General features: G+C 68.6%; 22 protein-coding genes. 17 read left to right on the top strand and 5 right to left on the bottom strand.

The features are described from left to right. Positions 1-52 precede the first annotated feature (52 nt). The 7 genes from ACXJKJ_RS08870 (at position 53) to ACXJKJ_RS08840 (ending at position 9,376) form a co-directional block, all read left to right on the top strand. Entirely contained in the window at positions 53-1,417 is a 1,365-nt protein-coding gene (locus tag ACXJKJ_RS08870) for a GH1 family beta-glucosidase (protein ID WP_457352258.1), read from the top strand. Between the two features lie 133 nt (positions 1,418-1,550). After that, positions 1,551-2,783 carry an ABC transporter substrate-binding protein gene (locus tag ACXJKJ_RS08865; RefSeq protein ID WP_457352260.1) on the top strand — a complete coding sequence of 411 codons (1,233 nt, stop codon included), beginning with the start codon at positions 1,551-1,553 and terminating at the stop codon, positions 2,781-2,783. A 2-nt stretch (positions 2,784-2,785) separates the two neighbouring features. Continuing rightward, positions 2,786-3,664: a carbohydrate ABC transporter permease gene (locus tag ACXJKJ_RS08860; RefSeq protein WP_457389847.1), complete on the top strand. Its 879-nt coding sequence runs from the start codon at positions 2,786-2,788 to the stop codon at positions 3,662-3,664. After that, positions 3,661-4,515: a carbohydrate ABC transporter permease gene (locus tag ACXJKJ_RS08855; protein WP_457389846.1), complete on the top strand. Its 855-nt coding sequence runs from the start codon at positions 3,661-3,663 to the stop codon at positions 4,513-4,515. Before ACXJKJ_RS08860 ends, ACXJKJ_RS08855 begins: the two co-directional genes overlap by 4 nt. Beyond that, positions 4,512-5,567, top strand: a complete 1,056-nt coding sequence (locus ACXJKJ_RS08850; RefSeq protein WP_457389845.1) for an ABC transporter ATP-binding protein — start codon at positions 4,512-4,514, stop codon at positions 5,565-5,567. Before ACXJKJ_RS08855 ends, ACXJKJ_RS08850 begins: the two co-directional genes overlap by 4 nt. A 7-nt stretch (positions 5,568-5,574) precedes the next feature. Further along, complete coding sequence (locus ACXJKJ_RS08845) at positions 5,575-6,978, top strand: glycoside hydrolase family 30 protein (RefSeq protein WP_457389844.1); 1,404 nt, start codon at positions 5,575-5,577, stop codon at positions 6,976-6,978. A gap of 100 nt (positions 6,979-7,078) precedes the next feature. Next, positions 7,079-9,376: a putative bifunctional diguanylate cyclase/phosphodiesterase gene (locus ACXJKJ_RS08840; protein ID WP_457389843.1), complete on the top strand. Its 2,298-nt coding sequence runs from the start codon at positions 7,079-7,081 to the stop codon at positions 9,374-9,376. Here ACXJKJ_RS08840 and asd read toward each other — a convergent pair. Next, complete coding sequence (gene asd / locus ACXJKJ_RS08835; protein ID WP_457389842.1) at positions 9,318-10,154, bottom strand: archaetidylserine decarboxylase; 837 nt, start codon at positions 10,152-10,154, stop codon at positions 9,318-9,320. The genes ACXJKJ_RS08840 and asd overlap by 59 nt on opposite strands. A 164-nt stretch (positions 10,155-10,318) precedes the next feature. On the opposite strand from asd, the gene ACXJKJ_RS08830 reads away from it, so the two are divergent. The 4 genes from ACXJKJ_RS08830 (at position 10,319) to trhO (ending at position 13,444) form a co-directional block, all read left to right on the top strand. Further along, a complete protein-coding gene (locus tag ACXJKJ_RS08830; protein WP_457389841.1) occupies positions 10,319-11,011 on the top strand; it encodes a hypothetical protein in 693 nt (230 codons plus the stop codon). Next, on the top strand, positions 10,986-11,909 hold the full coding sequence (locus tag ACXJKJ_RS08825; protein WP_457389840.1) for a hypothetical protein: 924 nt from the start codon (positions 10,986-10,988) through the stop codon (positions 11,907-11,909). Before ACXJKJ_RS08830 ends, ACXJKJ_RS08825 begins: the two co-directional genes overlap by 26 nt. Before the next feature lie 149 nt (positions 11,910-12,058). Next, positions 12,059-12,643, top strand: coding sequence for a PEP-CTERM sorting domain-containing protein (locus ACXJKJ_RS08820; RefSeq protein ID WP_457389839.1), 585 nt, complete (start codon positions 12,059-12,061; stop codon positions 12,641-12,643). A gap of 9 nt (positions 12,644-12,652) precedes the next feature. After that, positions 12,653-13,444, top strand: coding sequence for an oxygen-dependent tRNA uridine(34) hydroxylase TrhO (gene trhO / locus ACXJKJ_RS08815; RefSeq protein WP_457389838.1), 792 nt, complete (start codon positions 12,653-12,655; stop codon positions 13,442-13,444). Between the two features lie 11 nt (positions 13,445-13,455). Here the strand turns inward: trhO and ACXJKJ_RS08810 are convergent, their stop codons facing one another. Both ACXJKJ_RS08810 and ACXJKJ_RS08805 read right to left on the bottom strand, forming a co-directional pair. After that, complete coding sequence (locus ACXJKJ_RS08810) at positions 13,456-14,004, bottom strand: YfiR family protein (RefSeq protein WP_056200601.1); 549 nt, start codon at positions 14,002-14,004, stop codon at positions 13,456-13,458. Continuing rightward, complete coding sequence (locus tag ACXJKJ_RS08805; RefSeq protein WP_457389837.1) at positions 13,992-15,911, bottom strand: TonB-dependent receptor plug domain-containing protein; 1,920 nt, start codon at positions 15,909-15,911, stop codon at positions 13,992-13,994. The genes ACXJKJ_RS08810 and ACXJKJ_RS08805 overlap by 13 nt, the downstream gene beginning before the upstream one ends. Positions 15,912-16,152: 241 nt before the next feature. Between ACXJKJ_RS08805 and ACXJKJ_RS08800 the strand changes: the two genes are divergently transcribed. From ACXJKJ_RS08800 to ACXJKJ_RS08775, 6 genes are all read left to right on the top strand, one after another. After that, the gene (locus tag ACXJKJ_RS08800) at positions 16,153-17,454 is read left to right on the top strand and encodes a UDP-N-acetylglucosamine 1-carboxyvinyltransferase (RefSeq protein ID WP_457319870.1); all 1,302 of its coding nucleotides are present in this window, start codon (positions 16,153-16,155) and stop codon (positions 17,452-17,454) included. Between the two features lie 152 nt (positions 17,455-17,606). Next, positions 17,607-18,605, top strand: coding sequence for a TIGR02285 family protein (locus ACXJKJ_RS08795; protein WP_457389836.1), 999 nt, complete (start codon positions 17,607-17,609; stop codon positions 18,603-18,605). 3 nt (positions 18,606-18,608) lie between these two features. After that, a complete protein-coding gene (locus tag ACXJKJ_RS08790; RefSeq protein ID WP_457389835.1) occupies positions 18,609-19,517 on the top strand; it encodes a pseudouridine synthase in 909 nt (302 codons plus the stop codon). Continuing rightward, complete coding sequence (locus tag ACXJKJ_RS08785; RefSeq protein ID WP_457389834.1) at positions 19,514-20,614, top strand: DUF484 family protein; 1,101 nt, start codon at positions 19,514-19,516, stop codon at positions 20,612-20,614. Before ACXJKJ_RS08790 ends, ACXJKJ_RS08785 begins: the two co-directional genes overlap by 4 nt. 100 nt (positions 20,615-20,714) lie before the next feature. Next, a complete protein-coding gene (locus tag ACXJKJ_RS08780) occupies positions 20,715-21,605 on the top strand; it encodes an amino acid ABC transporter substrate-binding protein (RefSeq protein ID WP_457389833.1) in 891 nt (296 codons plus the stop codon). A 116-nt stretch (positions 21,606-21,721) separates the two neighbouring features. Further along, a complete protein-coding gene (locus ACXJKJ_RS08775; RefSeq protein ID WP_056200581.1) occupies positions 21,722-22,708 on the top strand; it encodes a GGDEF domain-containing protein in 987 nt (328 codons plus the stop codon). A gap of 230 nt (positions 22,709-22,938) precedes the next feature. On the opposite strand, the gene ACXJKJ_RS08770 is transcribed toward ACXJKJ_RS08775, so the two are convergent. Then, positions 22,939-23,757 carry an HDOD domain-containing protein gene (locus tag ACXJKJ_RS08770; protein ID WP_056200578.1) on the bottom strand — a complete coding sequence of 273 codons (819 nt, stop codon included), beginning with the start codon at positions 23,755-23,757 and terminating at the stop codon, positions 22,939-22,941. A 36-nt stretch (positions 23,758-23,793) separates the two neighbouring features. Beyond that, positions 23,794-24,552, bottom strand: coding sequence for a sulfite exporter TauE/SafE family protein (locus tag ACXJKJ_RS08765; protein ID WP_457389910.1), 759 nt, complete (start codon positions 24,550-24,552; stop codon positions 23,794-23,796). Positions 24,553-24,968: the final 416 nt, after the last annotated feature.

Here is a 24,968-nt window from a genome sequence, read left to right as displayed (position 1 = left end):
CCAGTTCCCTGAACCCGCGCCGGCCGCGCTGCCGGCGCCTCCCATTCGAAGCATGAGCTCCCACACCGCCCCGAAACGCCAAGACTTCCCCGCCGACTTCCGCTGGGGCGTGTCCACCTCATCCTTCCAGATCGAGGGCGCCGGCCGCGAGGACGGCAAGGGCGAGTCCATCTGGGACCGCTTCTGCAGCGAGCCCGGCCGCATCCGCGACGGCTCCAACGCGCTGGTGGCCTGCGACCATTACCACCTGTTCCCGCAGGACCTGGACATGGCGAAGGCTCTGGGCGTCAACGCCTACCGCTTCTCCATCGCCTGGCCGCGCATTCTTCCAAACGGAACTGCAGGGCGGGGCGCCGTGAACGAAGCGGGCCTGGCCTTCTACGACCGGCTGGTGGACGGCATGCTGGAGCGCGGCCTGGACCCCTGGGCCACGCTCTACCACTGGGACCTGCCGCAGCCGCTGCAGGAGCAAGGCGGCTGGCTCTCGCGCGACACGGTCGGCGCCTTCCTCGAATACACCGACATCGTCACGCGCCGCCTGGGCGACCGTGTCAAGCACTGGATCACGCACAACGAACCCTGGTGCTCCTGCATGATGGGCTACTGGGAGGGCGTGCATGCGCCCGGCGGCAAGAGCCTGGCCGATGCGATGCAGGCCTGCCACCACGTGCTGTTGTCGCATGGCCAGGCCATCCCGCTGATCCGCAAGAACTCGGCCGGCGCCCAAGTCGGCATCACGCTCAGCCTGCACCCCATCACCGCCGCATCCGATAGCGCCGAGGACGCCGCCGCGCTGAAACGCCACGATGGCCTGCGCAACCGCTGGTTCCTCGACCCGCTGTTCGGCCGCGGCTATCCCGAAGACACGCTGGCGCTGCTCGCGTCATCCGGAAATGCCGCGCCCAAGGTGGAGGCCGGCGACCTGGCGGCAATAGCCACCGCGACCGACTTCCTCGGCGTCAACTACTACTTCCCCGAGATGGTCAAGGCCGATCCGGCCGGTGGCCCGATGCGTGCCAGCCTGGTGGAGCGCGAGGGCGTCGAACGCACCGGCTTCGGCTGGGAGATCTCGCCACAGGGGCTGGTGGACCTGTTGACCCGCATCCAGCGCGACTACAACCCGGCCGTCATCCAGCTGACCGAGAACGGGTCCACTTTCGAAGATGTGCTGACGCCCGACGGCCATGTGCACGATGCCGAACGCCTGTCCTATCTGCAGCGCCATCTGAGTGCGGTCAAGCAGGCGCTGGACGCCGGCGTGCCGGTCAAGGGCTACTTCGCCTGGAGCCTGCTGGACAACTTCGAATGGGCCGAGGGCTATCTGCGCCGCTTCGGCATCGCCTATGTCGACTACGCCACCCAGAAGCGCACGCTGAAGGACAGCGGCCTCTGGTACGGCCAGTTCCTGAACGAATAATTAACGGCATGTCGCCCCTTATTTAAAGGGTACAGGCGGTTTCTAAATGAAATATTACAGGGTCCTCCCTCAGGCGCGCCAAGCCGCGCCGGGGCAAACTGCGCCTCGCCGCCCTCAAAGATCCGGAGACAAGATGAAGTTCCCCCGCCACGCCCTGGCCGCGGTTGCGCTGCTGGCTGCAACCGCTTCCAACGCCGCTGAACCCCTGAAAGCCGAGGTCATCCATTGGTGGACCTCGGGCGGCGAATCCGCCGCCGCCAAGACCCTGGCCGAGGCCTACAAGGCCCAGGGCGGCATCTGGGTCGACACGGCTGTCGCCCTGGGCGAGCAGGCTCGCTCGGTCGCCATCAACCGCATCGCCGGCGGCAACCCGCCCACGGCCGCCCAGTTCAACACCACCCAGCAGTTCCGCGACATCGTCGACCAGGGCCTGCTGAACAACGTCGACGCGGTGGCCCAGCGCGACGGCTGGGACAAGTTCCTGCCCGAGACCGTGCTGAGCGCCATCCGCGTCAACGGCCACTACTACGCCGCGCCGGTCAACATCCACAACATGACCTGGTTCTGGTTCTCCAAGGCCGCCTTCAAGAAGGCCGGCATCGCGGAAGAGCCCAAGAACTTCGATGAGCTGTTTGGGGCGCTGGACAAGCTCAAGGCCGCCGGCCTTGTGCCGCTGGCCCATGGCGGCCAGCCCTGGCAGGACGGCATCGTCTTCACGGCCGTGCTGGCCCACTACGGCGGCCGCGACCTGTATCTCAAGATCTTCCGCGACCGCGACCCCAAGGCCATCCTGGGCGAGGACTTCAAGAAGGTGCTGCTGGCCTACAAGAAGCTGCAGGGCTACACCGACAAGGGCTCGCCCGGCCGCAACTGGAACGACGCCACCGCCATGCTCATCAGCGGCCGCGGCGGCGTGCAGATCATGGGCGACTGGGCCAAGGGCGAGTTCGCCCAGGCCAAGCAGGAGGCCGGCAAGGACTACGGCTGCGCCCCAGGCTTCGGCCCCAAGGCGCCCTACATCATCCAGGGCGACGTGATGGTCTTCCCCAAGACCGACAAGCCCGACCAGGTCAAGGCCCAGCAGCTGCTGGCCAGCGTCATCACCCAGCCCGCCACGCAAGTCGCCTTCAGCATGAAGAAGGGCTCCATCCCCATCCGCACCGACGTCGACGTCAGCCAGATGGACATGTGCGCCCAGATGGGCGTGGCCGCGATGAAGGACAAGTCGCGCCAGCTCGGCAACGGCGAGATCTACATCACGCCCGACCAGAACGGCGCCCTGCAGGACGTGCTGACGAGCTACTGGAACCGCAACATTCCGGTCGAGAAGGTCCAGAAGGACATCGTCAACGCGCTGAAGTCCTGACGATGAAACGCCGTTCCCTCGCGGCCTGGGGCGCGCTGCTGCCCCTGGCCGTCATCGTTCTCGTCGGCTATGTCGGCACGGTGCTGTGGACGCTGCGCACCTCCGTGTCCAGCTCGCGCACCTTCCCCAAGGACGACTTCGTCGGCCTGCAGCAGTTTGAACGCCTGCTCGACAACGATCGCTGGCAGCTCGCCATCCACAACCTCGCCGTCTACGGCGTGCTCTACATCGTCGCGGCCATGCTGCTGGGCTTTCTGCTGGCCGTCTTCATCGACCAGAAGGTGCGCGGCGAGGGCGTGCTGCGCACGGCCTTCCTGTACCCGTATGCGATGTCCTTCGTCGCGACCGGCCTGGTCTGGCAATGGGTGCTCAACCCCGACAGCGGCCTGCAGAACGCGATGCAGCAGATGGGCTGGAAGGATTTCAGCTTCGACTGGATCGTTGACCAGGACATGGTCATCTACACCGTCGTCATTGCCGGCACCTGGCAGGGTGCGGGGCTGGTGATGGCGCTGATGCTGGCCGGCCTGCGCGGCATCGACGAGGAGATCTGGAAGGCCTCGAAGCTGGACGGCATCCCGACCTGGCGCGTCTACCTGTCCATCGTGTTGCCCATGATGGGCCCGACGCTGGCGACCGTCTTCACGCTGCTGGCCACGGGCGTCGTCAAGGTCTTCGACACCGTCGTCGCGATGACCCAGGGAGGCCCCGGCACGGCCAGCGACGTGCCGGCCAAGTTCATCATGGACCATCTCTTTGGCCGCGCCAACCTGGCGCTGGCTTCGGCGGGCGCTGTGGTGTTGCTGCTCACGGTCCTCGCCTTGGTCGCGCCGCTCGCCTATGCCCGCAGCCGCCAGGCCGCGAAGGGAGGCCACGCATGAAGCGCACCAAGCATTGGGCCCGCATCGGCGTCTACGCCTTCCTGCTCTTCGCCGCGGCCTTCTTCCTGCTGCCGCTGTACGTGATGCTGACGACCTCGTTCAAAAGCATGGAGGAGATCCGCCTCGGCCAGATCTTCGCGCTGCCGTCGGCGCCCTCGCTGGGCGCCTGGCGTGCCGCCTGGAGCGAAGCCTGCACGGGCGTCAGCTGCGAAGGCATTCGCGGCGGCTTCTGGAGCTCGGTGGCCATCACGGTGCCGTCGGTCATCCTGCCCATCCTGCTTGGGGCCATCAACGGCTATGCGCTCTCCTGGTGGAAGCCCAAGGGCGGCCAGTGGCTGTTCGGCGTGCTGATGATGGGCGCCTTCATCCCCATCCAGGTGATGATCTATCCGCTCGTCAAGCTGGAGGCGGCCATCGGCATCTACAGCAGCCTGCCCGGCATCGTCGCCGTGCACCTGGTGTTCGCCATGCCCATCATGACGCTGCTGTTCCGCAACTACTACGCCAGCCTGCCGACCGAGCTGTTCAAGGCGGCGCGCGTTGACGGCGGCGGCTTCTGGCGCATCTTCGTGCAGCTGGTGCTGCCGATGTCCACGCCGATGCTGATCGTCGCGGCCATCATGCAGATCACCGGCGTGTGGAACGACTACATCCTCGGCCTGACCTTCGCCGGCCGCGAGAACCAGCCGATGACGGTGCAGCTCAACAACGTCATCAACACGACGACGGGTGAGCGTCTCTACAACCTCAACATGGCCGCGACGATCCTGACGTCCGCCGTGCCCCTGTTGGTCTATCTGATTTCCGGCCGCTGGTTCGTGCGCGGCATTGCAGCGGGCGCAGTCAAATGAGTGGCGTGAACATCCAAGGTCTGAGCATCAAGTTCGGCCACAACGAGGTCATCAAGAACCTGGACCTCCAGGTCGTCGAGGGCGAATTCCTCGTGCTGCTCGGCCCTTCGGGCTGCGGCAAGTCGACGCTGCTGCACAGCATCGCCGGCCTCATCGACGTGAGCGCAGGCAGCATCCACATCGGCGGCCAGGACATGACCGACGCTGAGCCCTCCGAGCGCGGCATCGGCATGGTCTTCCAGAGCTATGCGCTGTACCCGACGATGACGGTGGAGCGCAACATGTCCTTCGGCCCGCGCGTGGCCGGCATTCCCAAGGCCGAGATCGAGCGACGCGTGACGCGGGCGGCCGACATGCTGCAGCTGACGCCGCTTCTTAGCCGCAAGCCGGCTCAGCTGTCCGGCGGCCAGCGCCAGCGCGTCGCCATCGGCCGGGCGCTGGTGCGCGAGGCCGGCGTCTTCCTGTTCGACGAGCCGCTGTCCAACCTCGACGCCAAGCTGCGCGCCGAGCTGCGCCGCGAATTGAAGCTGCTGCACCAGACGTTGGGCAACACGATGATCTACGTGACCCACGACCAGGTCGAGGCCATGACGCTGGCCTCGCGCATCGTCGTCATGAAGAGCGGCGTCATCCAGCAGATCGGTACGCCCAGCGAGGTCTACGAGCGCCCGGCCAATCTCTTTGTCGCGGGCTTCCTCGGTTCGCCCGCCATCAACATGGTGCCGGCCCGGGTCGGTGCCGACGGCCGCTCGCTTGAAGGCGCGCTGCCTCTGCGGCTGGCCGAGGGGCGTGCGAAGGCCGGCCAGAGCCTCGTGCTCGGCGTGCGGCCCGAGCACGTGCGCCTGCAGTCGGATGGCCGCTGGCGCGCGACCGTGCAATTGGTCGAGCCCATGGGCAACCACCAGGTCGTCTGGATGAAGCTGGGCGAGCAGGGCTTCTCGGTCCTGGTGCACGACGGCCGCCGCATCTTGGCCGGCGACGAGCTGGCCTTCGACATCGACGAGACCGCGCTCTGCGTCTTCGACGCCGCCAGTGAACAACGCCTGAGCTGAAACCGCCATGAAGATCCTTCTGCTCGCCCTGACAGCCGCGCTCGCCAGCGTCGCTAACGCTGAAACTGTGCGGGCTTTTCTGACGACCGCCGACCAGCAGCAGTTGCTGGCGCCAAGCGAAGTGAGCAAGTCCGCCAACAAGGCCGATGCTGTGATCCGCATCGACCCGAAGCGCCAGCACCAGCGCATCGCCGGCTTCGGAGCGGCCATCACCGAGGGCTCGGCCTGGCTGATTCGCCACGGCATGAGCGAGCCCCAGCGCGACGCGCTGATGCGCGAGCTGTTCACGCGCGAGGGGAATGACGGTAAGGGCCTGGGCTTCGAGTTGACTCGGCTCACGATCGGCGCATCGGACTTCTCGCGCCGCCACTACAGCCTCGACGACATGCCGCCGGGCCAGACCGACCCCGAGCTGAAGAACTTCTCTCTCAACACCGAACGCGCCGACGTCATCCCCGCCGTCAAGCAGGCCCTGGCGCTCAATCCCAAGCTGCAGGTGATGGCCTCGCCATGGAGCGCGCCGGGCTGGATGAAGACGACCGACAGCCTCGTGCAGGGGCAGCTCAAGCCCGAGTTCTACGGCGCCTTTGCCCGCTACATGGTGCGCTACGTCGAGAGCATGCGGGCCGAGGGCGTGCCCATCTTTGCGCTGACGCTGCAGAACGAGCCGCACTTCGAGCCGCCCGACTACCCCGGCATGCGCATGACGCCGGCCACGCGCGCGACCGTCGTCGGCCAGCACCTCGGCCCGTTGCTCAAAGCCCAAGGCCTGAAGACGCAGATCCTGGAGTGGGATCACAACTGGGACGAGCCGTGGAGCCCGCTGTCCATGCTGTCCGATGCGACGGCGCGCAAATACGTTTCCGGCGTGGCCTGGCATTGCTACGCGGGCGACGTGGCGGCGCAGTCCCAGGTGGCCCAGCATTTCCCCGAGCTGGACGTCTGGTTCACCGAGTGTTCCGGCGGCGAATGGAAGCCGCAGTGGGCCGAGACACTGCCCTGGATCACGCGCAACCTCATCATCGGCAGCACCCGCCACGGCGCTCGTGGCGTGCTGATGTGGAACCTGGCGCTGGACCCGCAATACGGCCCGCACCTGGGCGGTTGCAAGGACTGCCGTGGCGTCGTCACCATCGACCCCAAGACCGGCAAGGTCACGCGCAACATCGAGTACTACGCCTTCGGCCACGCCAGCCGTTTCGTGCAGCAGGGCGCACGGCGCATCGACTCGGAAGGCGGCGAGGGCAAGAAGACTGGCCTGGACCACGTCGCGTTCACGAACCCGGATGGCAGCACGGCGCTGATCGTCAGCAACTCCGCCGGCGCGCCCCGCCGCTTCACGGTGCAGGCGCCGGGCCGGCGCTTCAGCTACGAGCTGCCGGCCAGCGGCGTCGTGACCTTCACCTGGTGACCGCTGGGCGCTGGCCGCGCGTGACATCCGTCCTGAGTTCTAACGACTCGGCGCGTGACTGATGTCACGTGGCGCGGCCCATCCTGGCTAGGATGGGCCGATGACGGGATCCCTGCTGATCAGCACCAGCTTGATCGCCCTGCTTGGCGTGGCGCTGCTGGTGCTGGCGCGGCTGGAGCCTGGTCATCCCCACATCAGCGACTGGGGCTGGAGCCATGTCCTGCTCGCCGTGGGCCTCACGCTGGGCATCGCCCTCGTGCCGCCGGACCCGGAGTCCGTGCACTACAAGCTCCAGGCCACCGTGGCGACGGCCGCCGTCATCGCCTCGCTGTCTCTGCAACTGGCTGGCGCGGCGCGCTACCGCGGCCGGCTCTGGCGCTGGCGGCGCAACGCGCCGCTGTTCGCGTCCCTGCTCGGCTTCATCCTGGCGCTGGCACTGGTGCAGCAGCGCCATGCCGTCGTTGCCGCTGCCCTGATCCTGACCGCCGGCGCCTGGCTGGCCGCCGCCTGGCTGTGGCGGGATGGGGCGACCGGCGAGCGCTTCGTCGCCGGCTGCTTTGCGGCCTCCGGCCTGGTGCACCTCAGCGGCCCGCTGCTGGACCCGCTGGCCCGCTCTCCCATCACCCACATCCTCGGTACCTATGTGCAGGCCGTGCTGGCCATGGCGCTGATCCTGCTGTCGGTGCGCCGCGCCCATCACGAGACGCAGCGAGTCAATTCGCAGCTGCGCCAGCTCTACGAGCAGTCCATGCAGGGTCTGCTTGTCGTGCGCGAGTCGCGGGCCGTCTATGCCAACCCGGCGGCGCTGGCCATGTTCGGTTTCGACCGCGTGGAGGACATCGGCCCCATCGGCCCGCTGATCGCCACTTCCGACATCGAGGCCGCGCGCGCCCGCTACCAACGCCTGCTGCAGGAGCGCAGCGGCCAGATCGCCTGGGAGGGCGAGCGCTACCGCAGCGATGGCCAGGCCGTCTATCTGCGTGGCAGCTCCAGCTATATCGAATGGGAGGGTGGGCCGGCCCTGCTGGTGCTGATGCTGGACGACACCGCGCGCCAGCGCGCCATCGAGGCGCTGCGCCGCCAGGCCCTGCATGACGAGCTGACCGACCTGCCCAACCGCCACGCCGCCCTGGCCCGCCTGGCCGAGCTGACGGTGCCCGGCAGCCCGGGATTCGCGCTGCTGTCGGCCGACCTGGACCGCTTCCAGCTCGTCAACGAAAGCCTGGGCCACGAGACCGGCGACGCGCTGCTGCAGGCCATCGCGACACGCCTGCGCGAGGCCCTGCCGCCCGAGGCCCTGCTGGCACGACTGGGCGAAGACCAGTTCCTGCTGCTGCAGCCCGGCGTCGATGACGACGCGGGCGCCCTGCTGGTTGGCCAGCGCCTGCTGGCGCTGATGAACGCGCCCTTTGCCGTTGCCCACCGGGCCCTGTATGTGCACCTGTCGGTCGGCATCGCGCTTTTCCCTGCCCATGGCCGGGATGGCGCGGCCCTGCTGCGTGCGGCTGATGTGGCCATGCACCAGGCCAAGCAGCAGGCCGGCGCGGCCGTCGTTGCCTTTCGGCCCGGCATGTCGGCAGCGGCGGGCGGCCTGCTGGAGATCGAACAGGCCCTGGCCGCGGCCATCGAGCGTGAGGAGTTCCAGCTCGACTACCAGCCGAAATTCGAGGCCGGCACGCGCCGTCTGGCGGGCTTCGAGGCCCTGGTGCGCTGGCAGCGCCCCGGGCGCGGCCGCGTCAGCCCGGCGGACTTCATTCCCGCCGCCGAGCGCACCGGCCAGATCGTGCCGCTCGGCGCGCTGATCCTGCGCCAGGCGGCCCAGCAACTGCGTGCCTGGCAGCAGCAGGGCCTGGCCGTGATGCCGGTGGCCGTGAATGTGTCGCCGCTGCAGTTCGAGGACACCGGCTTTGCCGATTGGGTGCTGGACCTGGTGCGCGCGCATGGCTTGGCGCCGACGCTGATCGAGGTCGAGATCACCGAGACCGCCGCGATGACGCACATGGACCGTGTGCTGCCCCAGCTTGCCCGGCTGCGCGACGCCGGCGTGGGCGTGGCGTTCGACGACTTCGGCACCGGTCAGAGCTCGCTGACCCTGCTGCGCCGCCTGCCCATCACCACACTCAAACTTGATCGCAGCATGATCGACCCACTGCCCGAGCCGTCCGCCGGCGCCGTCGTGCGCGCGGCCTGCGTGCTGGCCCAGGCGCTGGGCCTGGCCATCGTGGCGGAAGGCGTCGAGACCGAGGCGCAGGCCACCGAGGTCGAGGCCTTGGGCTGCACACATCTGCAGGGCTGGCTGTTGGCCAAGCCCCTGGCGCCCGCTGCAGCTGCGGCGCTTCTCAGCTCGCCATCAGCTCACCCATCCGGACCGAGCCTCCCGGTTGCCACGCCGGGTTGAACTGCAGGCCGCTGTTCTCGAACAGCATGACGACCGTGGAGCCGAGCAGGAAACGGCCCATCTCGTCGCCCTGGGCCAGCGTCGCTTGTCCAGGTGTGTAGTCCCACTCGCGTACCGGGCCGGCGCGGTTGATGACGCCATGCCAGACCGTGGCCATGCTGCCGACGATGGTGGCGCCGACCAGCACCAGCACCCAGCGACCCAAGGTGTCGTCATCGAACACGCAGACGACGCGCTCGTTGCGCGCAAACAGCCCCGGCACGCCGCGCGCCGTCGTCGGGTTCACCGAGAACAGCTCGCCCGGCACATGCACCATGCGCACCAGCCGCCCGGCGGCCGGCATGTGGATGCGGTGGTAGTCCTTGGGGCTGAGGTAGAGGTTGGCGAACAGGCCGTCCTTGAACCGCGCCGCGAGCTGCGCGTCGCCGCCGACCAGGGCCGTCGTCGTGAAGGCCTGTCCCTTGGCCTGGAAGATCTGGTCGCCCTGGATGCGGCCCACCTGGCTGATCGAGCCGTCCACCGGGCAGATCAGCGGAGCATCGGCCAGCGGCCGGGCACCGGGTTTCAGCGCCCGGGTGAAGAAGTCGTTGAAGGTCTTGTAGGCCGTGATGTCGGGCTCGGCCGCCTCGGCCATGTTGACGCCGTAGCGCCCGACAAAGCGGCGGATGACCGAGGTCGTCACGCCACCCAGCGGCTTGGACGCGTAATGCCCGGCCAGGCGTGTCATCGCCTGCTTGGGCATCAGGTATTGGGGCAGGACTTTGAGGCGGTCGGACATGAGCGGGCTTGAGCGGGCAGGCCTTGGATTCTAGGAAGCCCCCGGCTGAGGGAAAGTCTGGGGCCCCGGGTGGCTTGCGGCATGGTGACTTTGCGACATCATCCGCGCCGGCGCGACGCCATCGCATGGCGGACGCAGACCTCGAACAGATTCAGGGAGATTTCATGCGCAAATGGATGATGGGATTGGCCGCCGCATGGCTGGTCGTTTTGACGGGCTGCGCGTCCAAGCCGCAAAACCCGGTGCCGCTCAACAAGGCCGCCATCGGTGGCGGTTCGGGCAAGGTGGGCGTCGTGATGACGGCACTGCCCAAGGTGGACACCGAGTTTCCGGGCGCCGGTTGCCTGCTTTGCCTGGGCGTGGCGAACGCTGCCCACAGCACGCTGACAGGCTATGTCCGCACCCTGCCGCTGGAAGACCTGGCCACGCTGAAGGACCAGGCCGCGTCCTTCATCGTCAAGAGCGGCGGCAGTGCGACGGCCCTGGCCACCGATCTGAAGCTCGATGACCTGCCCAAGTTCAGTGGTGACGCCGTGAAATTCGCGCGCCAGGACTTCCGCGGCCTGCGCGACAAGCACGGTGTCGATCGCCTGCTGGTCATCCAGATCAACGCCCTGGGCGTGTGGCGCAACTATTCGGCCTATGTGCCGACGGCCGAGCCCAAGGCCGTCTTCAAGGGCGTGGCCTACATGGTGGATCTGCGCACCAACGCGCTGGATTGGTACAAGCCCATCGACATCAACAAGGCCGCTGCGGCAACTGCCTGGGACCAGCCGCCCAAGTTCCCGGGCCTGACCAATGCCTATTTCGAGGCCCTGGAGCTTGGCAAGGATGCCGTCCTCAAGCCGCTGCAATGAGGGTGGCCGGCATCTGCGCCGGGCACTGATCCTCGCGGCGATGCTGCTGCCCTGCGGGGTGGGGGCGCAGGCGCGCGGTGACAGCTGGGCGCTGGGCTGGGACAGCCTGGCGCGGCCCGGCGTCGAATTCCGTGGTGTGCTGGACCGGGATGGCGCCGGCGTCAACACGGGGCAGATGATGTACCCGGCGCCGAACGCCGCCGGCCTGCTCGTGGCCATACTGACCCATGCCGCCGTCAACGAGGGCGTGCAACGGGCGCAGGCCAACAAGCTGCAGCAGCGGGCCGACCTGGTGGTGGCGCCTTATCAGGGCATCGTGGCCCTGATGACGCCGGAGGGCCTGATGACGCAGGCGCGCGGCTTCCTGTCCGGCGCCGCCACGCCCATGGCCGAGGCGCGCTGGCGGCTCGAGCTGGTGCCGGCGTTCTGGATGACGCAGGACAGCCGTGCACTGATCGTGCAGGCGGAGGCCGGCTGGCGCGACGCATCGGTGCCGAACCCGCAGCGCCGTGCAGCGGTCACCGTCGTGTCCGACCCCTTGCTGGAGGAAAACGCGGTGGAGGCCTGGTCCAGCAAGGAAGGCGAACTGCTGGTCCGGCGCACGGCCCAGCTGCTGGCGATGGCGGCAGAGGCGCTGGCCGGCGATCTGCCGCCCAATGCGGCGGATGAAGGGCGCCACCGCACGGTTCGCTACCTCGAAGGTCGTCGGGAGCGCATGGAGCGCGCCCAGGTACTGCAGCAGCGCTGCGGGCGGGCCCTGCTCAGGACGCTGACCGGCGAATTGAAGTCGGTGCCGCTGTCCAACCCACCGGAAGCTGAGGCGGGCTGCCCCGCCGCAGTCCCAGCGCCGCCACGAGCGGCGCCGGTCGCCAGCGAAGCGGCCTCGGCGCCCGGCTGAACGGGCCGTCCAGCGGGCAGGGCTTGCCAGCGCCATCCTAGGGTGAGCGCCAGAGTACGGGACGCTGGCAGCGTCGACCCGAGTTATTCTGGCGCCGCTTGAAAACATGCTCGCTCCAAAGCGAGCAATACGACGACAGGGAGTTGTCCATGCGCAGACTTTTGACATCATTGACCCTGGCGTGCGCCGCGCTGCTGAGCGCGACCGCGGCGCACGCCACAGTGGATTGGAGCTGGTCTTTCTCGAAGCCGGTCCTCAACTTGGCTGACAGTCCGTCGGTCTTCGTGACCCTCACCAACCACTCGACGTCCGATGAGAACATCGGGTGGGCCTTTGTTGACGCGAACTCGTTTGGCTTTTTCCTCGGTCTCGTCATGGACCCGAACGGCAACGTGCTGACGCCGGCGATTCTGGGTGTGCAGAGCCCCATCGCACCCGGCCAATCGGTGACCTTCGAGGCCCTGCGGTTCTCTTTCGTTCCCGGCGCACCTTACGGGCCCGGTTTACCGAATCCCGGCGTCGCCATCTCGCCGACGATCGTGGCTGAGATCGGGAACACCTGCTCCTATTGGGTTTCCGGCTCTGTGTGCCGTCAGGATCCGTTGCCGGCGTCGAGCGCGTTGACGATCATCTATTCACCTGCTCCGGAACCTGCCTCCTGGGGTCTGTTGGCAGCGGGCCTGATTGCCGTCGGCATGAGTGCCCGCATCTCGCGGGCCCGGGAGCGTCGATAAAATCCCCGGGTGTCCCTCGCCTTTGCTCATAGCTCTTTCTACCGTTTCACGCCCATAGAAGATCCCTCGGCGCTGGCGGCTTGGCTTCGTGAGGTCGCTCATGGCTTGGGTGGCGTCATCCTGGTGGCGAGTGAAGGCCTGAGCGCGGCTGTCGCGGGCACGGTTGATGCCGTCCAGGCCTTCGAGGGGGAACTTCAGGCCCGGCCGGGCTTTGCCGACCTGCACGTCAAACACAACGCCTGCGAGCGCTTGCCTTTCAGCCGCCTCAAGGTCTCCGTCAAGCGCGAGGTCGTCGCCTTCGGCATCCCTGGCGTCAGCGGCGAAGACACCGGCACCCATGTCAGCCCGCAGCGCTTTCGCGAACTGCTGGCCGACCCCGCCACCGTCGTCCTCGACAACCGCAACACCTTCGAGTTCAAGCTGGGGCGCTTCCGCGGCGCCATCGACCCCGGCGTGGCCCACTTCCGCGACTTCCCGGCCTATGTCGAGGCACACCKCGACGAATGGCAGGGCAAGACGGTCGCGATGTACTGCACCGGTGGCATCCGCTGCGAGAAGACAGCAGCGTGGATGCAGGCCCAGGGCCTGAAGGTCGCGCAGCTCGACGGCGGCATCCTGGGCTTCCTCGAAGCCTTTCCCGACGCCGCAGCCGATTGGCAGGGCGAGTGCTACGTCTTCGACAAGCGCATCGCCATCGATGCCGCCGGCCGCGAGACGGGCACGACGGCCGAGCAAGTCTTCAGCGACCCGGCCGACGCCTGGCGGCTGGCGCGGGCGCGGCGGCTGGATCCCGAGGACTGACGTCCGCAGCTTCAGCGCGCCGCCGCATGCACCTTGTGAGCGACGGACAGCAACCGTGAGCTCATGCGAAGGCCAGCGCGTTCCGCGCCGTCAAGCAGCACATCGAAACGCACGCGCCCGCCAACGACCAGAAACTGAATGGCGCCGGCGCGCGGCGAGGCCTCGCCGGAAGCGCCCTCGCTGACCAGCAGCAGCCCGCGCCGTGCGCTGGCCGTCTCGCCCTGAGCCAGGAATAGCAGGTGCACGGCCGGGTCGGCATCGGCCGCGCGCACGCGCCGCACCTGCACCGGCCGCGCCTGCACCGTGCGCCCCTGCAGGGTCTGGCTCAGCTCGCCGAGCATGGCTTCCGAGCCCTGCACGCCGATGACAAAGGGCGCATCGATAGCACCCAGCGCGCCGTCGGGCCAATCCACATAGGCCGTGAACTTGTAGAGGAACTCGGCCTTGATGCGCACCTCGCCGCCGGCATCGTCGGTCTGTGCATGGCTCATGCCGGCCGTCAGCAAGCCCAGCGCGAAGGCCAGCAGCGGCCTGCGCCGCGCCGGTGTCACGGGGTCCACCGCAGTTGCGCGTAGGCCTCGGGCCCGAAGACGCTGCGGCCCGGCGCAGCATTGGCCTCGGCATGGCGGCCATGCAGCAGGTTGCGGCCGCCCAGCGTCAGCGCCAGCGTGGGGGTGGCGCGCCAGCCGTAGTTGAAGTCCAGCACCGTGTAGGCGGGCACGGCCGGCTTCGGCAGCGCGGCGACATGGCGCAGCGCCACGTCCAGCTCATGGCGATCCGCCGGCTGCAGCGTGGCGCGCAGCTGCCATTGCCGCGGCGGGTCGTTGCCCAGCGCGGACGGCCCCACCGGGTCGCGGCTGCCCGGCTGCACGGCCAGATCTTGTTGCAGGGCATTGAAGCCGGCACTCCAGCGCAGCCAGGGCAGCGGCTGCCAGTGCGCCCAGGCTTCCAGGCCCCAGCTGTTGCCGGCGATCATGTTCTGCACCACGGCGTTGGGCGGCGGCTGGCCGCTGCGCAGCTTCTGCCAGTCATGCTGGTACAGCGCCAGCGCATAGCTCAGCGTGCTGCTCGGCTGGCCGCGGTGGCCCAGCTCGACCACGCGCGCGACCTCCGACACGAAGTCGGCCCCGCCCGCGATGATGAAGGGCGGCTTGGGCGGCAGGCGCAGGTCGCGGTCCAGCCGGGCCGGCGCGCGCACCGCGCGCGACAGCGAGGCCCACCACTGCCAGCGCGCCGACGGCGACCAGGCCAGGCGCAGCGACGGCAGCGTCTCCCAGCCGGTGTAGTCGTTGTGCTCGAACTTCGTGCCCGCCGTCAGCCGCCAGCCGTCCGCCAGGGTCAGCTCGTCCTGCACGAACAGGTTGTGCCATTGCTGCCGCGCGCTTTCGGGCACGAAGCCGAACACCAGCCCCGGCGCGATGTGGTCGCGCGAGCTCCGCCAGCCGCCGCCCCAGTCGATCTGGTGCGCGCCCCAGGCCAGGCTGTGCTGCGCCTCCAGGTCCAGCACCGTGAAGCGCGGGCTGTACAGGATCGTGTCCTCGCGCCGCACATGGTCGTAGTAGGCCTGCAGGCGCAGCCGCGAGCCGCCGTCCAGCCGGCCAGTCCAGCGCGCCAGCAGGTTCTGCCCCGACGTGCTGACGCCGCCGAGGTTGCGTGTGCCACTCAGGCGGTCTGCCGTATCGCCGCGGTAGACGTCGCCCTGCACGGTCAGCCCGTCCTCGCCGCTCAGCCAGTCGGCGCGCCAGCCCAGTTGCCAGCGTCGCGACTTGTCCGTCACGGCCACGCCGGCTTCGGTCTCGGTGGCATCGCGCTGCAGCAGCTTGGCGTAGGCGCGCCAGTCGCCTTGCAGCGGCAGCTTGCCGCCGAGGCGCAGCGCGGCCGAGCGCTCGTCGGTGCCGGCGTCGGCGCGCAGCAGCAGCCCCGTGTCCGCGGCCGGCCGGCGGATGATGTTGATCACCCCATTGACCGCGTTCGTGCCCCAGACGCTGCCGCCCGGGCCGCTGATGACCTCGATGCGGGCGACGTCGTCCAGCAGCACGTCCTGCTGGTCCCATTGCACACCCGAGAAATAGGGCGCGTAGACCGTGCGGCCGTCGATCAGCACCAGCAGCTTGTTGCCCACCGAGTCGTTGAAGCCCCGGGCGCTGATGGCGTACTGGTTGGCGTTGAGCCGCGCGACCTGCAGGTTGGGCGCCAGCAGCAGCGCCTCGGGCAGGCTGCGCGCGCCTGAGCGGCGTATCGCCTCGGCGCTGATCACGTACAGCGAAGCCGGCACCTGCGCCAGCTTCTCGATACGCCGCGACACCGAGCTGATTTCGATGTTGGACAGCTGCTCCAGCGACAGATCGCTCAGGTCCTGCGCCGTTGCGGGGGAGGCCAGCAGCGCCAGCAGCGCCAGCAGCACGGCGCTGCCGCCGGCTCGGCGGCGGGTGGGGCGAGGCTTGTCCTCGTCAGTTGGCTGGCGCACGGATCACCTCCCTGTCGTCGGAGGTCTGAAATGACCCGGACTGGTCGCGCCAGCATAACAACGCTGTCCGCTGGATGCGGCGTCGCCGGCGCCGCTGGATAGACCCGCGGCCGGACCCCGCGGCGGAAGATTGATTCCCCCAGTTCGGAACAAAGCTTCCGGGCGGCGGCGGGTGCGTCGTGCCGCAAACGCCGACAATGCCACCGCGCGCCGCTTGCGCGCACCGAAATCCCCTCATTCGATGTCTCATCTGATCGTCCACGGCGGCACGCCCCTCTCGGGCCGCATCATTCCCTCGGCGAACAAAAACGCCGTCCTGCCCATCCTCTGCGCCACGCTGTTGACCAGGCAGCCGGTGCGCCTGCGCGGTGTGCCCGAGATCACCGACGTCAAGAAGATCGTCGAGGTCTTCCGCAAGCTCGGCTCGCAGGTCGAACTGGACTTCAAGACCGGCATCCTCGACGTCCACCACCGCGACACCCATTTCGACCCGGCCACCGACCGCCTGCCCGAGGAGATGCGCTCCTCGATCATGCTGGTGCCGGGCCTGATGGCCCGGTTCGGCGCCGCCCGTATCGAGGACGACGTCAAGGGCTGCACGCTGGGTGCACGCGAGATCGACCCGCACGTCGAGGTGTTCGAGCGCTTCGGCGCCCAGGTCCAGCGCCTGCCCGACGGCCTGGTGCTGCGCGTGCACCGCCCGCTGACGGCCAACCATCACTGGACCGACTACGCCTCCGTCACGACGACCGAGAACTTCGTGCTGTGCGCGGCGCTGGCCGACGGCGTCTCCACGCTGACCAACGCCGCCAGCGAGCCGCATGTGCAGGAGTTCTGCAACTTCATGTCGCTGCTGGGCGCAAAGATCGAGGGCCATGGCACGTCCAAGCTGAAGATCACCGGCGTGCAGGAGCTGGGCGGCGCCGACTACACCTTCACCGAAGACTTCCACGAGATCGTCACCTTCCTGGCCCTGGGCGCCATCACCGGCGGCAACGTGCAGGTCAAGAACGGCGCGCCGGAGATGTTCCCGCTGCTGGACCGCACCTTCGCCAAGTTCGGCGTGCAGATCGTCCACGAGGACGGCTGGAGCCGCTGCGTGACCAATGGCCCGCTGAAGGTGAAGGAGCCCTTCACCCGCAACATCCTGCAGAAGGTGGAAGCCGCGCCCTGGCCCTATGTGCCGGTGGACCTGCTGCCCATCTTCGTGGCCCTGGGCGTCAAGGCCGAAGGCAGCGTGATGTTCTGGAACAAGGTCTATGACGGCGCCATGGGCTGGACCAGCGAGCTGGCCAAGTTCGGCGCCCATGCCTTCCTGAGCGATCCGCACCGCATGATCACCTTCGGCGGCAAGCCGCTGAGCCCGGCCGAGGTCGAGAGCCCCTACATCATCCGCGTCGCCATCGCGCTGCTGATGGTGGCGGCCAGCATTCCCGGCAAGAGCGTGATCAAGAACGCGACGCCGATCCGCCGCGCCCACCCCAATTTCGTCGAGCACATTGGCGAACTCGGGGCGCGCATGGAGTGGGTCGAGGGAGATTGAAATGGAGCCCCTCGCCCAGTCGCGCCGCGCTGTACGCGGGCGCGCCCGGTCGGGCTTGCCGACCGCGCAGCGGGCAAGCCCGCAGCCCTTCGGCAGGCACATGCCGCCCACTGGGCGCCATGTGTCCAGCCTCAGCCCCCTGGGGGACGGCGATGCTTGCGGCATTGAGCCGCAAGCACATCGCCATGGCGGGCCGGCTCGGGAGCGGCCCAGCGCTCGGCCCGAAAAACGGGGTCGCTGAAGTGCGTGGGGCGTTGGCGGTAGCCGCACTGGTTTTCACGGCCGCGGCAGCGTCCTCTGTTGCGTCGCCCGCCGACACCATCCGCTGGGTGGCGCAGGACGTGCCGCCGCACTTCAGCTTCGTGCAGGGCCAGCCGCCGCGCAGCGTGGCCGAGCTGGGCCACGGCGAGGTGGACGGCTTCATGCGCGTGCTGCTGGCGCGCATGCCCGAGTTCCGGCATGAGTTCGTCGAGGCCAGCACCGCCCGCTATGAGGCCGAGAGCCGCCGCGGCGAGACCCTGTGCTCGACCCTGCATGTGCGCACGCCCGAGCGCCTGCAGTGGCTCTATTTCTCGCACCTCTACCCGCCGCTGATCTCGCGCGAGATCCATGTCATCGTGCCGCGCCAGCGGCTGGCCGAGCTGTCTCGGGCCCGGCCCGGGGACGACCGCCTCGTGCTGGCCGACCTGCTCAAGCGCCAGGACCTGCGCCTGCTGCTGGCACGGGACCGCGCCTTCGGCGCGCAGATCGACAGCCTGCTGTCACACCAGGTCGTGCCACGGCTGGCTGTCGGCGCCCAGCTCAGCACCCAGCTGCTGGACATGCTGCGCGCCGGCCGCATGGACTACACGCTGGAGTACCCCAGCGTCGTCAAGGAATACCTGGCCCGCGTCGGCGACCCCGGCGCCCTGGTGGCGCTGCCGGTGGCCGAGGGCCTGAGCACGTTGCTGGCCACGGTCTCCTGCAGCCGCACGCCGCAGGGCAGGCGGCATATCGAGGCCATCGACGCCGCGGTGCGCAAGCTCGCCCGGGAGCCCAACCGCGAGGCCTGGGTGCGTCAATGGCGCGGCAACCGTGCCGAGCCCCAGGACATGAAGCGGCTGAACGCCTACATGGACGAACGCGCCCGCGGCGGGCCGCGCATCGAATAGGCCGTGGCGAGACCGCCCAAGCCGGTCCTGCCGCTGCGCGAAGGCGTCGCGGCAAGTGCCGTGTTCTGTCCCGCCGGGCCCTGGGGCTCCATGGCCGCCTTCCTCGCCGAGCGCCTGCCGCGCGTGGTCGACTGGCCGGAACGCCTCGCGCGCGGCGACGTGGTGGACGACGCCGGCCACGCGGTCGTCGACTCGCCCTACCGTGGCGGTCGGCGCGTCTACTACTGGCGCCACCTGGACGTCGAGCCCGACATTCCGGCCGGCGAGCGCATCGTCTTCCAGGACGAGCACCTCCTTGTCGCCGACAAGCCGCATTTCCTGCCGGTGACGCCCAGCGGCATCTACGCTCGGCAGACGCTGATGGCACGTCTGCGCCACGCCACCGGCCTGGCGGACCTCAATCCCGTGCACCGGCTGGACCGCGAAACGGCGGGCCTCGTCGTCTTCAACCTCCGCCGTGACGAGCGCGACGCCTACCACCGCCTGTTCCGCGAGCGTGCCGTCACCAAGGTCTACGACGCCATCGCGCCGCTGGGTGCCGGCCCCTGGCCGCGCGTGGTGCGGCACCGCCTGGAGGAGCCGACGGGCGACAACTTCATGCAGATGCAGGTCGTCAACGGCGAACCCAACGCCGAGACCTGGGTCGATCTCGTCGAGCTCTTGCCCGATGGGTTGGCGCGTTACGAGCTGCGTCCCCACACGGGGCTGCGTCACCAGCTGCGCGTGCAGATGAATGCCCTGGGTCTGCCGCTCGTCGGCGATCGCATCTACCCCGTGCTGCAGCCTCACGAGAACCCGCCGCGCTTTGACGCGCCGCTGCAGCTGGTGGCGCGGGCGATTGCATTCATGGACCCCGTTACAGGCCAGCCGCGGAGCTTCGAACGCGCGGCCCTCACAATCGCGCCGGAATGAACGCGCCGCCCAATCCCCAAGCCCAGGTCCAGGAACTGCGCCGCCAGCTGCAGTCCCTGCTTGACGCCGCCAAGGCCAATGAGCGCAAGCTGGACCGCTTCGACGCGCTGGAGCGCCGCCTCATCGCGGTGAGTTCGATGGAGGAGTTGGTCAACCTGCTGCTGGTCGACTGCCGCGACGATTTCGGCCTGGACGCCGCCGAGCTTTGGCTGCTGGACCCCGAGGAAGAGCTGCGCCGCGCACTGCCGGCCCTGCCCATGATCAAGGCGCCGCGGCTGCTGGACAGCCATGGCCCGCTGAAGGACCTGTTCGGCGCCGCGCGCACGGCCCGCCTCATCGGCCCGGGCCCGGACGAGGCGCTGCTCGCCAAGGCCTTCGACATGCAAACCGGCGTGCGTTCCGCGGCCCTGCTGCCGCTGATCCGCCAGGGCCTCTTGATCGGCAGCCTGCACCTGGGCTCGCGCGACCCCGAACGCTACGACGCCGCCTCGGGCACCAAGTTCCTCGACCGCCTGTCGGCCATCGCGGCAATAGCCATCGAGAGCATGCTCAACCGCGAGCGCCTGCGCCGCGCCGGCATGACGGACGGCCTCACCGGCGTGCACAACCGCCGCTACTTCGACCACCGCAGCCTCATCGAGTTCAGCCAGGCCGTGCGCCATCGATACCCGCTGGCCTGCCTGTTCCTGGACATCGACCACTTCAAGGCCATCAACGACGGCCACGGCCATCCGGTCGGCGATGAGGTGCTGCGCCAGGTTGGCGGGCTGATCCTGCGTTCGCTGCGCACCGGCGATCTGGCGGCGCGCTACGGCGGCGAGGAGTTCATCGTGTTGCTGCCGCGCACCGACCTGACGGGTGCCTGCGAGGTGGCGGAGCGCATCCGCCTGATGGTGCAGGAGGCGCCTTTCGTGACGCCCGATGGTGGCACCGTCAGCGCGACGCTGTCGGTCGGCCTGGCCATGCTGCCGGCCAGCGCCACAAGCTTCACTGACCTGCTGGCCGCGGCGGACAGGGCGCTCTACGAAGCGAAGCGGGCAGGGCGCAACCGCACGGTGACAGAGGATATTGGCGCCGCCACTGCCGCCGCATCGTGAACGATGCCGCTGCGGCTTGTTGGGCCGGGGGCCGCAAGCATCAACCGACACCAACTTCGCATGGCTCAATTCCAGGGGTCTGGATCACAATGGCTCGGCCATGAAAACCCTGTCGCCGCTCCTCCTCGCCTTCGTCGCCGGCCTCGGCGCTGCTGCCACGGCCGAAGCCGGCCCGGCGCTGGAGCGCATCCAGGCCAGCGGCCGCATCGTGCTGGCGCATCGCGAGTCGTCCGTGCCTTTCAGCTACCTGCTGCCCGATGGTCGGCCGGTCGGCTATGCGGTGGATCTCTGCCTCAAGCTTGCCGAAGGCGTGCGCAAGAAGCTGAAGATGAGCACGCTGAACCCGCAGTTCCTGCTGGTGACGCCGGCCAACCGCATCCAGATGGTGGCCGAGGGCAAGGCCGACATGGAATGCGGCTCGACGACCAACAACGCCGAGCGCCGCGAGAAGGTCGCCTTCACGGTGCCGCACTACATCACCGGTGCGCGCTACCTCGTCAGGGCTGACAGTGGCATTGCCGAGCTGGCCCAGTTCGACGGCAAGACGCTGGTCTCCACCAAAGGCACGACGCCGCTGAAGTCCATCACCCAGGCCAACAACGAGCGCGCCCTGCACATCAACATCATCGAAGCCCCCGATCACGCCAAGGCCATGGAGATGCTGGCCGCCGGCCAGGCGGATGGCTTCGTCATGGACGACGTGCTGCTCTACGGCATCGTCTCGGCGCGGCCCGATGCGGCCAAGTTCAGCGTCGTCGGCAAGTTCCTGACCATCGAGCCTCTGGCCATCGTGCTGCCCAAGAACGACCCGGAGCTCAAGGCCATCGTTGACGACGAGATGAAGCGCCTCATCACCAGCCATGAGGCGCACGCCATCTACGAGCGCTGGTTCATGAAGCCGATTCCGCCCAAGAACAAGGCGCTGAACCTGCCGATGAATTACCTGCTCAAGGACTTCTGGAAGTACCCGTCGGATCAGGTGCCCTACTGAGGGAGCGAAGCCACCTGGGTTTCTCGAGGCGTCGCGACCCCTGACAAACCCCGAGACAACAGCCCGCACAGGGCGCGCTGCGGCCGTGACAATTTGTTCCGCAGTCCGCCTCACCGATGAGCACCGATTCCCTCGCCGAACCCCTGAACCACGTCAGCACGCGCCGGCTGGGTTCGCTGCGGCTGCGGTTGACGCTCGCGGTGCCCCTGCTGACCGCTGCCATCGTCGCTGTCTTCGAGTGGAGCCTGGGGAATTACGAGTCTCCGGCCGAGGGGCTGGCCCGCACGGCCTGGCTGGTGCTGCTGCTCAGCGCCGCCCAGCTCATCCTCATCGAGGCCCTGTTGCTGCGGCCGTTGCGCCGGTTGGCGGCCGGCTGYGAGGCGATGGAATCTGCCCCGGTGCCGCTGACGCCCGAAGCCGCTGTGCCAACGCCCGGCCTCGCCGCCGAGCTGGACCGTATCGGCCACGCCATGCTGCGCGCCCGCGGCTCGCTGTGGCAGCAGGACCAGGCCGCCCGCGAGCTCCGGCGCGAGCTGGCCCAGCAGCGTCATCTGCTGCAGGAGGCCCACAGCGCCCTGGAGGCCAACCAACGCGAGCTCGCCAGCCTCGCACGCATCGATGCGCTGACCGGCATCGCCAACCAACGCGCCTTCGACGAGGCCCTGCGCCGTGAATTCAAGCGGGCCCAGCGGCTGCGAGGCCTGTTGGCGCTGGCGGTGCTGGACCTGGACCAGTTCAAGCAGTTCAACCTCATCCATGGCACGGCCGTCGGCGATACGGCCTTGCAGCGCGTCGCGAGCCTGCTGAGCGAGCGCTTCAAGCGCGACACCGATGTCGTCGCCCGCCTGGGCGGCGAGGAGTTCGTCGCTCTGCTGCCCGGCTTCGGCATGGCCGAGGCCCAGGGCGTGCTGGAGTCATTGCGGGATGAACTGCGGGCGCTGCGCCTGCCGGATGGCCAGGGCAGTTTGACGCTGAGCGTCGGCCTGGCGGCGGCCAGCCCGGCCCATCCGTATCTGAGCGCACAAGCGCTGCTGCAGGCGGCTGACGAGGCGCTCTATATCGCCAAGCACGCCGGGCGAGACCGGCTCAGCCTCGCGGCCTGAAACCACTGGCCCCTCGCCCAGTCTGGCGGCGCTGAACGCGCGCCAACCTGGTCGGTCTTGCAGACCGCGCTGCGGCAGTGCCGCAGCTCTTCGGCAGGCACATCACGCCCACTGGGCGTAATGTGTCCGGCCTCAGCCCCCGAGGGGGCGGCGATGCTTGCGGCTTCGAGCCGCAAGCACATCGCCAAACGGGCCGGCTTGGGAGCGGCCCGGCGCTCGGCCCGGACGCTTCAGCGACCGTGTTCTTGAGCAGCCAGCAGTTGCTCGTTGACGCGGCGGGCCGCGCGCAACACGAGGGTCTCGTCCAGCTGCGCCTGGGGTGCGATCTGACTGGCAATCTCATCGAGCTGGTCCGGATGGCCGAGCAGGGCCCAGGCGACCGTCGAGATGGCGGCGACGCTGCGCCGGGCCAGGCTTTCCGGCATGGTCAGCGAGGCCTGGATCTCGACGTGATAGCGCACGCTGGCCACAGCCGCCGGGGCCAGGCCCCAGCTCTCGCAAAGGGCCGCACCCAGGGCGTCATGGCTGACGCCAAAAGCCGTCCTCTCCAGCTCCACCAGTTCGGCATCGCGGGGGGCGGCGCGCAGCATGGCCGGGTAGTGCGTCGGCGCATGACGATAGAGCACCGCCTTGCCGCATTCCTCGAACAGGCCGGCCGAGTGGGCGGCCCAGGGGTCGACGCCCAGCATCTGGCCCATGCGGCCCATCAGAAGGCCACGCTGCGAGGCGCGCGACCAGACTTGCTCCAGCTCGGCTGCGGCTGGGAAGGCGGCGCGCAGACCCATCTCGAAGGTGATGGCCGCGACCTCGCGCATACCCAGGTAGGTCAGCGCCTGGTGCACGGTCTGCACGCGGCCGCGCAGGCCGTACAGCGAGGAGTTGACCGCCTTCATGACGGCGGCCGCCAGGGCCATGTCGGTCTCGACCAGGGAGGACATGGCCTGCAGGTCGATGTCCTCGGCTGCCATCAGCAGCGAGAGCTTGACCAGGACCTCGGGCTGGGTCGGGATCTCGATGTCCAGATTGCGCAGTTGAGGATCGACGGGCATGGTGAATAAGGGCGCTAGGGAATGCTTGATGGTAGATCAGCGGAAGAAGGCGTCCCAGGCTGTTTTGAGGATGAGAGCGCCGACGACGATGACAAAGACGCCGCGCACGAAGCCGGCGCCATGTTTCAGGGCCAGCCGGGTGCCGAGCAGGCTGCCCGCCACGTTGGTTACCGCCATCACCGCCGCGACCTGCCACCAGATGTGGCCCTTGCTGACGAACAGGGCGATCGCGAACGCATTCGTCAGCAGGTTCATCAGCTTGGCCGTCGCCGAGGCGTGCAGGAAGTCGTAACCCAGCAGCCGCACGAACAGGAAGACGAAGAAGCTGCCCGTGCCGGGCCCGAAGAAACCGTCGTAGAAGCCCACGGCCAGCGCGATACCGCCGGCCACCAGCACCTCGGCACGGCCCGTGAAACGCGGTGTGTGCTCGCGGCCGAGGTCCTTCTTGGCCAGGGTGTAGATCAGCACCGCCGCCAGCACCAGCGGCAGGGCCTTGCGCAGGCCGTCGGCGCTGACGAGGGTCAGGACCCAGGCGCCGGCGAAGCTGCCCACGCCGGCAAGCACCGCCGCCGGCATCAGGCGCTTCCAGGGCAGGTCGACCCGCTTCACATATTGCAGCGTCGCCCAGCCGGTGCCCCACACGGACGCGCCCTTGTTCGTGCCCAGCAGCGTGGCTGGTGCGGCATTGGGGAAGGTGCTGAACAGCGCCGGTACCAGCACCAGGCCGCCGCCGCCGGCTACTGCGTCAATGAAGCCTGCGAGCAGGGAGGCGAGGGCGACGGTCAGAAGTTCCAGCATGTCTTCGGTTCTATCACTGAGCGCAACGTGGTCGTCGTGTCTTGATCGGGCCGAGCGCTGGGCCGCTCCCGAGCCGGCCCGTCGGGCGATGTTGACCGGGCTTGATGCCCGGTCAATCGCCATCCCCTCGGGGCCTTCGGCCCCACAAAGAAAACGGCCACCAAGGGGTGCCTTGGTGGCCGTTGGATTGTCTTCGGGGTTACGAAGCAACCATGTGCGCTTGGCGCTTGTCTTGTCTCCTCACAACCCGCCCGGCGGTCCTGAACCAGAGCCCGGAACCGCGTCGAGTGCTGAAAATGTATTGCCCCGCCACGGTGCACGACACTGGGGTAAGCCCGGGTTCTCTGGCCGCGAAAGGTGCGGGCCGGCACCAAAATTGTGCGCAACTAACGGTCGACCTGCGCTGCAAGAAT

The organism is Roseateles sp. P5_E1, from assembly GCF_054049335.1.
Note: the sequence above shows the minus strand (reverse complement) of the source record. Positions and strands in the feature narration are given on the sequence as shown.

Excerpts from the sequence above, each read along its gene's own strand:
- ACXJKJ_RS08870 (WP_457352258.1), top strand. The coding sequence starts at position 53 with ATGAGCTCCCACACCGCCCCGAAACGCCAAGACTTCCCCGCCGACTTC.
- ACXJKJ_RS08865 (WP_457352260.1), top strand. The coding sequence starts at position 1,551 with ATGAAGTTCCCCCGCCACGCCCTGGCCGCGGTTGCGCTGCTGGCTGCA.
- ACXJKJ_RS08860 (WP_457389847.1), top strand. The coding sequence starts at position 2,786 with ATGAAACGCCGTTCCCTCGCGGCCTGGGGCGCGCTGCTGCCCCTGGCC.
- ACXJKJ_RS08855 (WP_457389846.1), top strand. The coding sequence starts at position 3,661 with ATGAAGCGCACCAAGCATTGGGCCCGCATCGGCGTCTACGCCTTCCTG.
- ACXJKJ_RS08850 (WP_457389845.1), top strand. The coding sequence starts at position 4,512 with ATGAGTGGCGTGAACATCCAAGGTCTGAGCATCAAGTTCGGCCACAAC.
- ACXJKJ_RS08845 (WP_457389844.1), top strand. The coding sequence starts at position 5,575 with ATGAAGATCCTTCTGCTCGCCCTGACAGCCGCGCTCGCCAGCGTCGCT.
- ACXJKJ_RS08840 (WP_457389843.1), top strand. The coding sequence starts at position 7,079 with ATGACGGGATCCCTGCTGATCAGCACCAGCTTGATCGCCCTGCTTGGC.
- asd (WP_457389842.1), bottom strand. The coding sequence starts at position 10,154 with ATGTCCGACCGCCTCAAAGTCCTGCCCCAATACCTGATGCCCAAGCAG.
- ACXJKJ_RS08830 (WP_457389841.1), top strand. The coding sequence starts at position 10,319 with ATGCGCAAATGGATGATGGGATTGGCCGCCGCATGGCTGGTCGTTTTG.
- ACXJKJ_RS08825 (WP_457389840.1), top strand. The coding sequence starts at position 10,986 with ATGCCGTCCTCAAGCCGCTGCAATGAGGGTGGCCGGCATCTGCGCCGG.
- ACXJKJ_RS08820 (WP_457389839.1), top strand. The coding sequence starts at position 12,059 with ATGCGCAGACTTTTGACATCATTGACCCTGGCGTGCGCCGCGCTGCTG.
- ACXJKJ_RS08800 (WP_457319870.1), top strand. The coding sequence starts at position 16,153 with ATGTCTCATCTGATCGTCCACGGCGGCACGCCCCTCTCGGGCCGCATC.
- ACXJKJ_RS08795 (WP_457389836.1), top strand. The coding sequence starts at position 17,607 with ATGCTTGCGGCATTGAGCCGCAAGCACATCGCCATGGCGGGCCGGCTC.
- ACXJKJ_RS08785 (WP_457389834.1), top strand. The coding sequence starts at position 19,514 with ATGAACGCGCCGCCCAATCCCCAAGCCCAGGTCCAGGAACTGCGCCGC.
- ACXJKJ_RS08780 (WP_457389833.1), top strand. The coding sequence starts at position 20,715 with ATGAAAACCCTGTCGCCGCTCCTCCTCGCCTTCGTCGCCGGCCTCGGC.
- ACXJKJ_RS08770 (WP_056200578.1), bottom strand. The coding sequence starts at position 23,757 with ATGCCCGTCGATCCTCAACTGCGCAATCTGGACATCGAGATCCCGACC.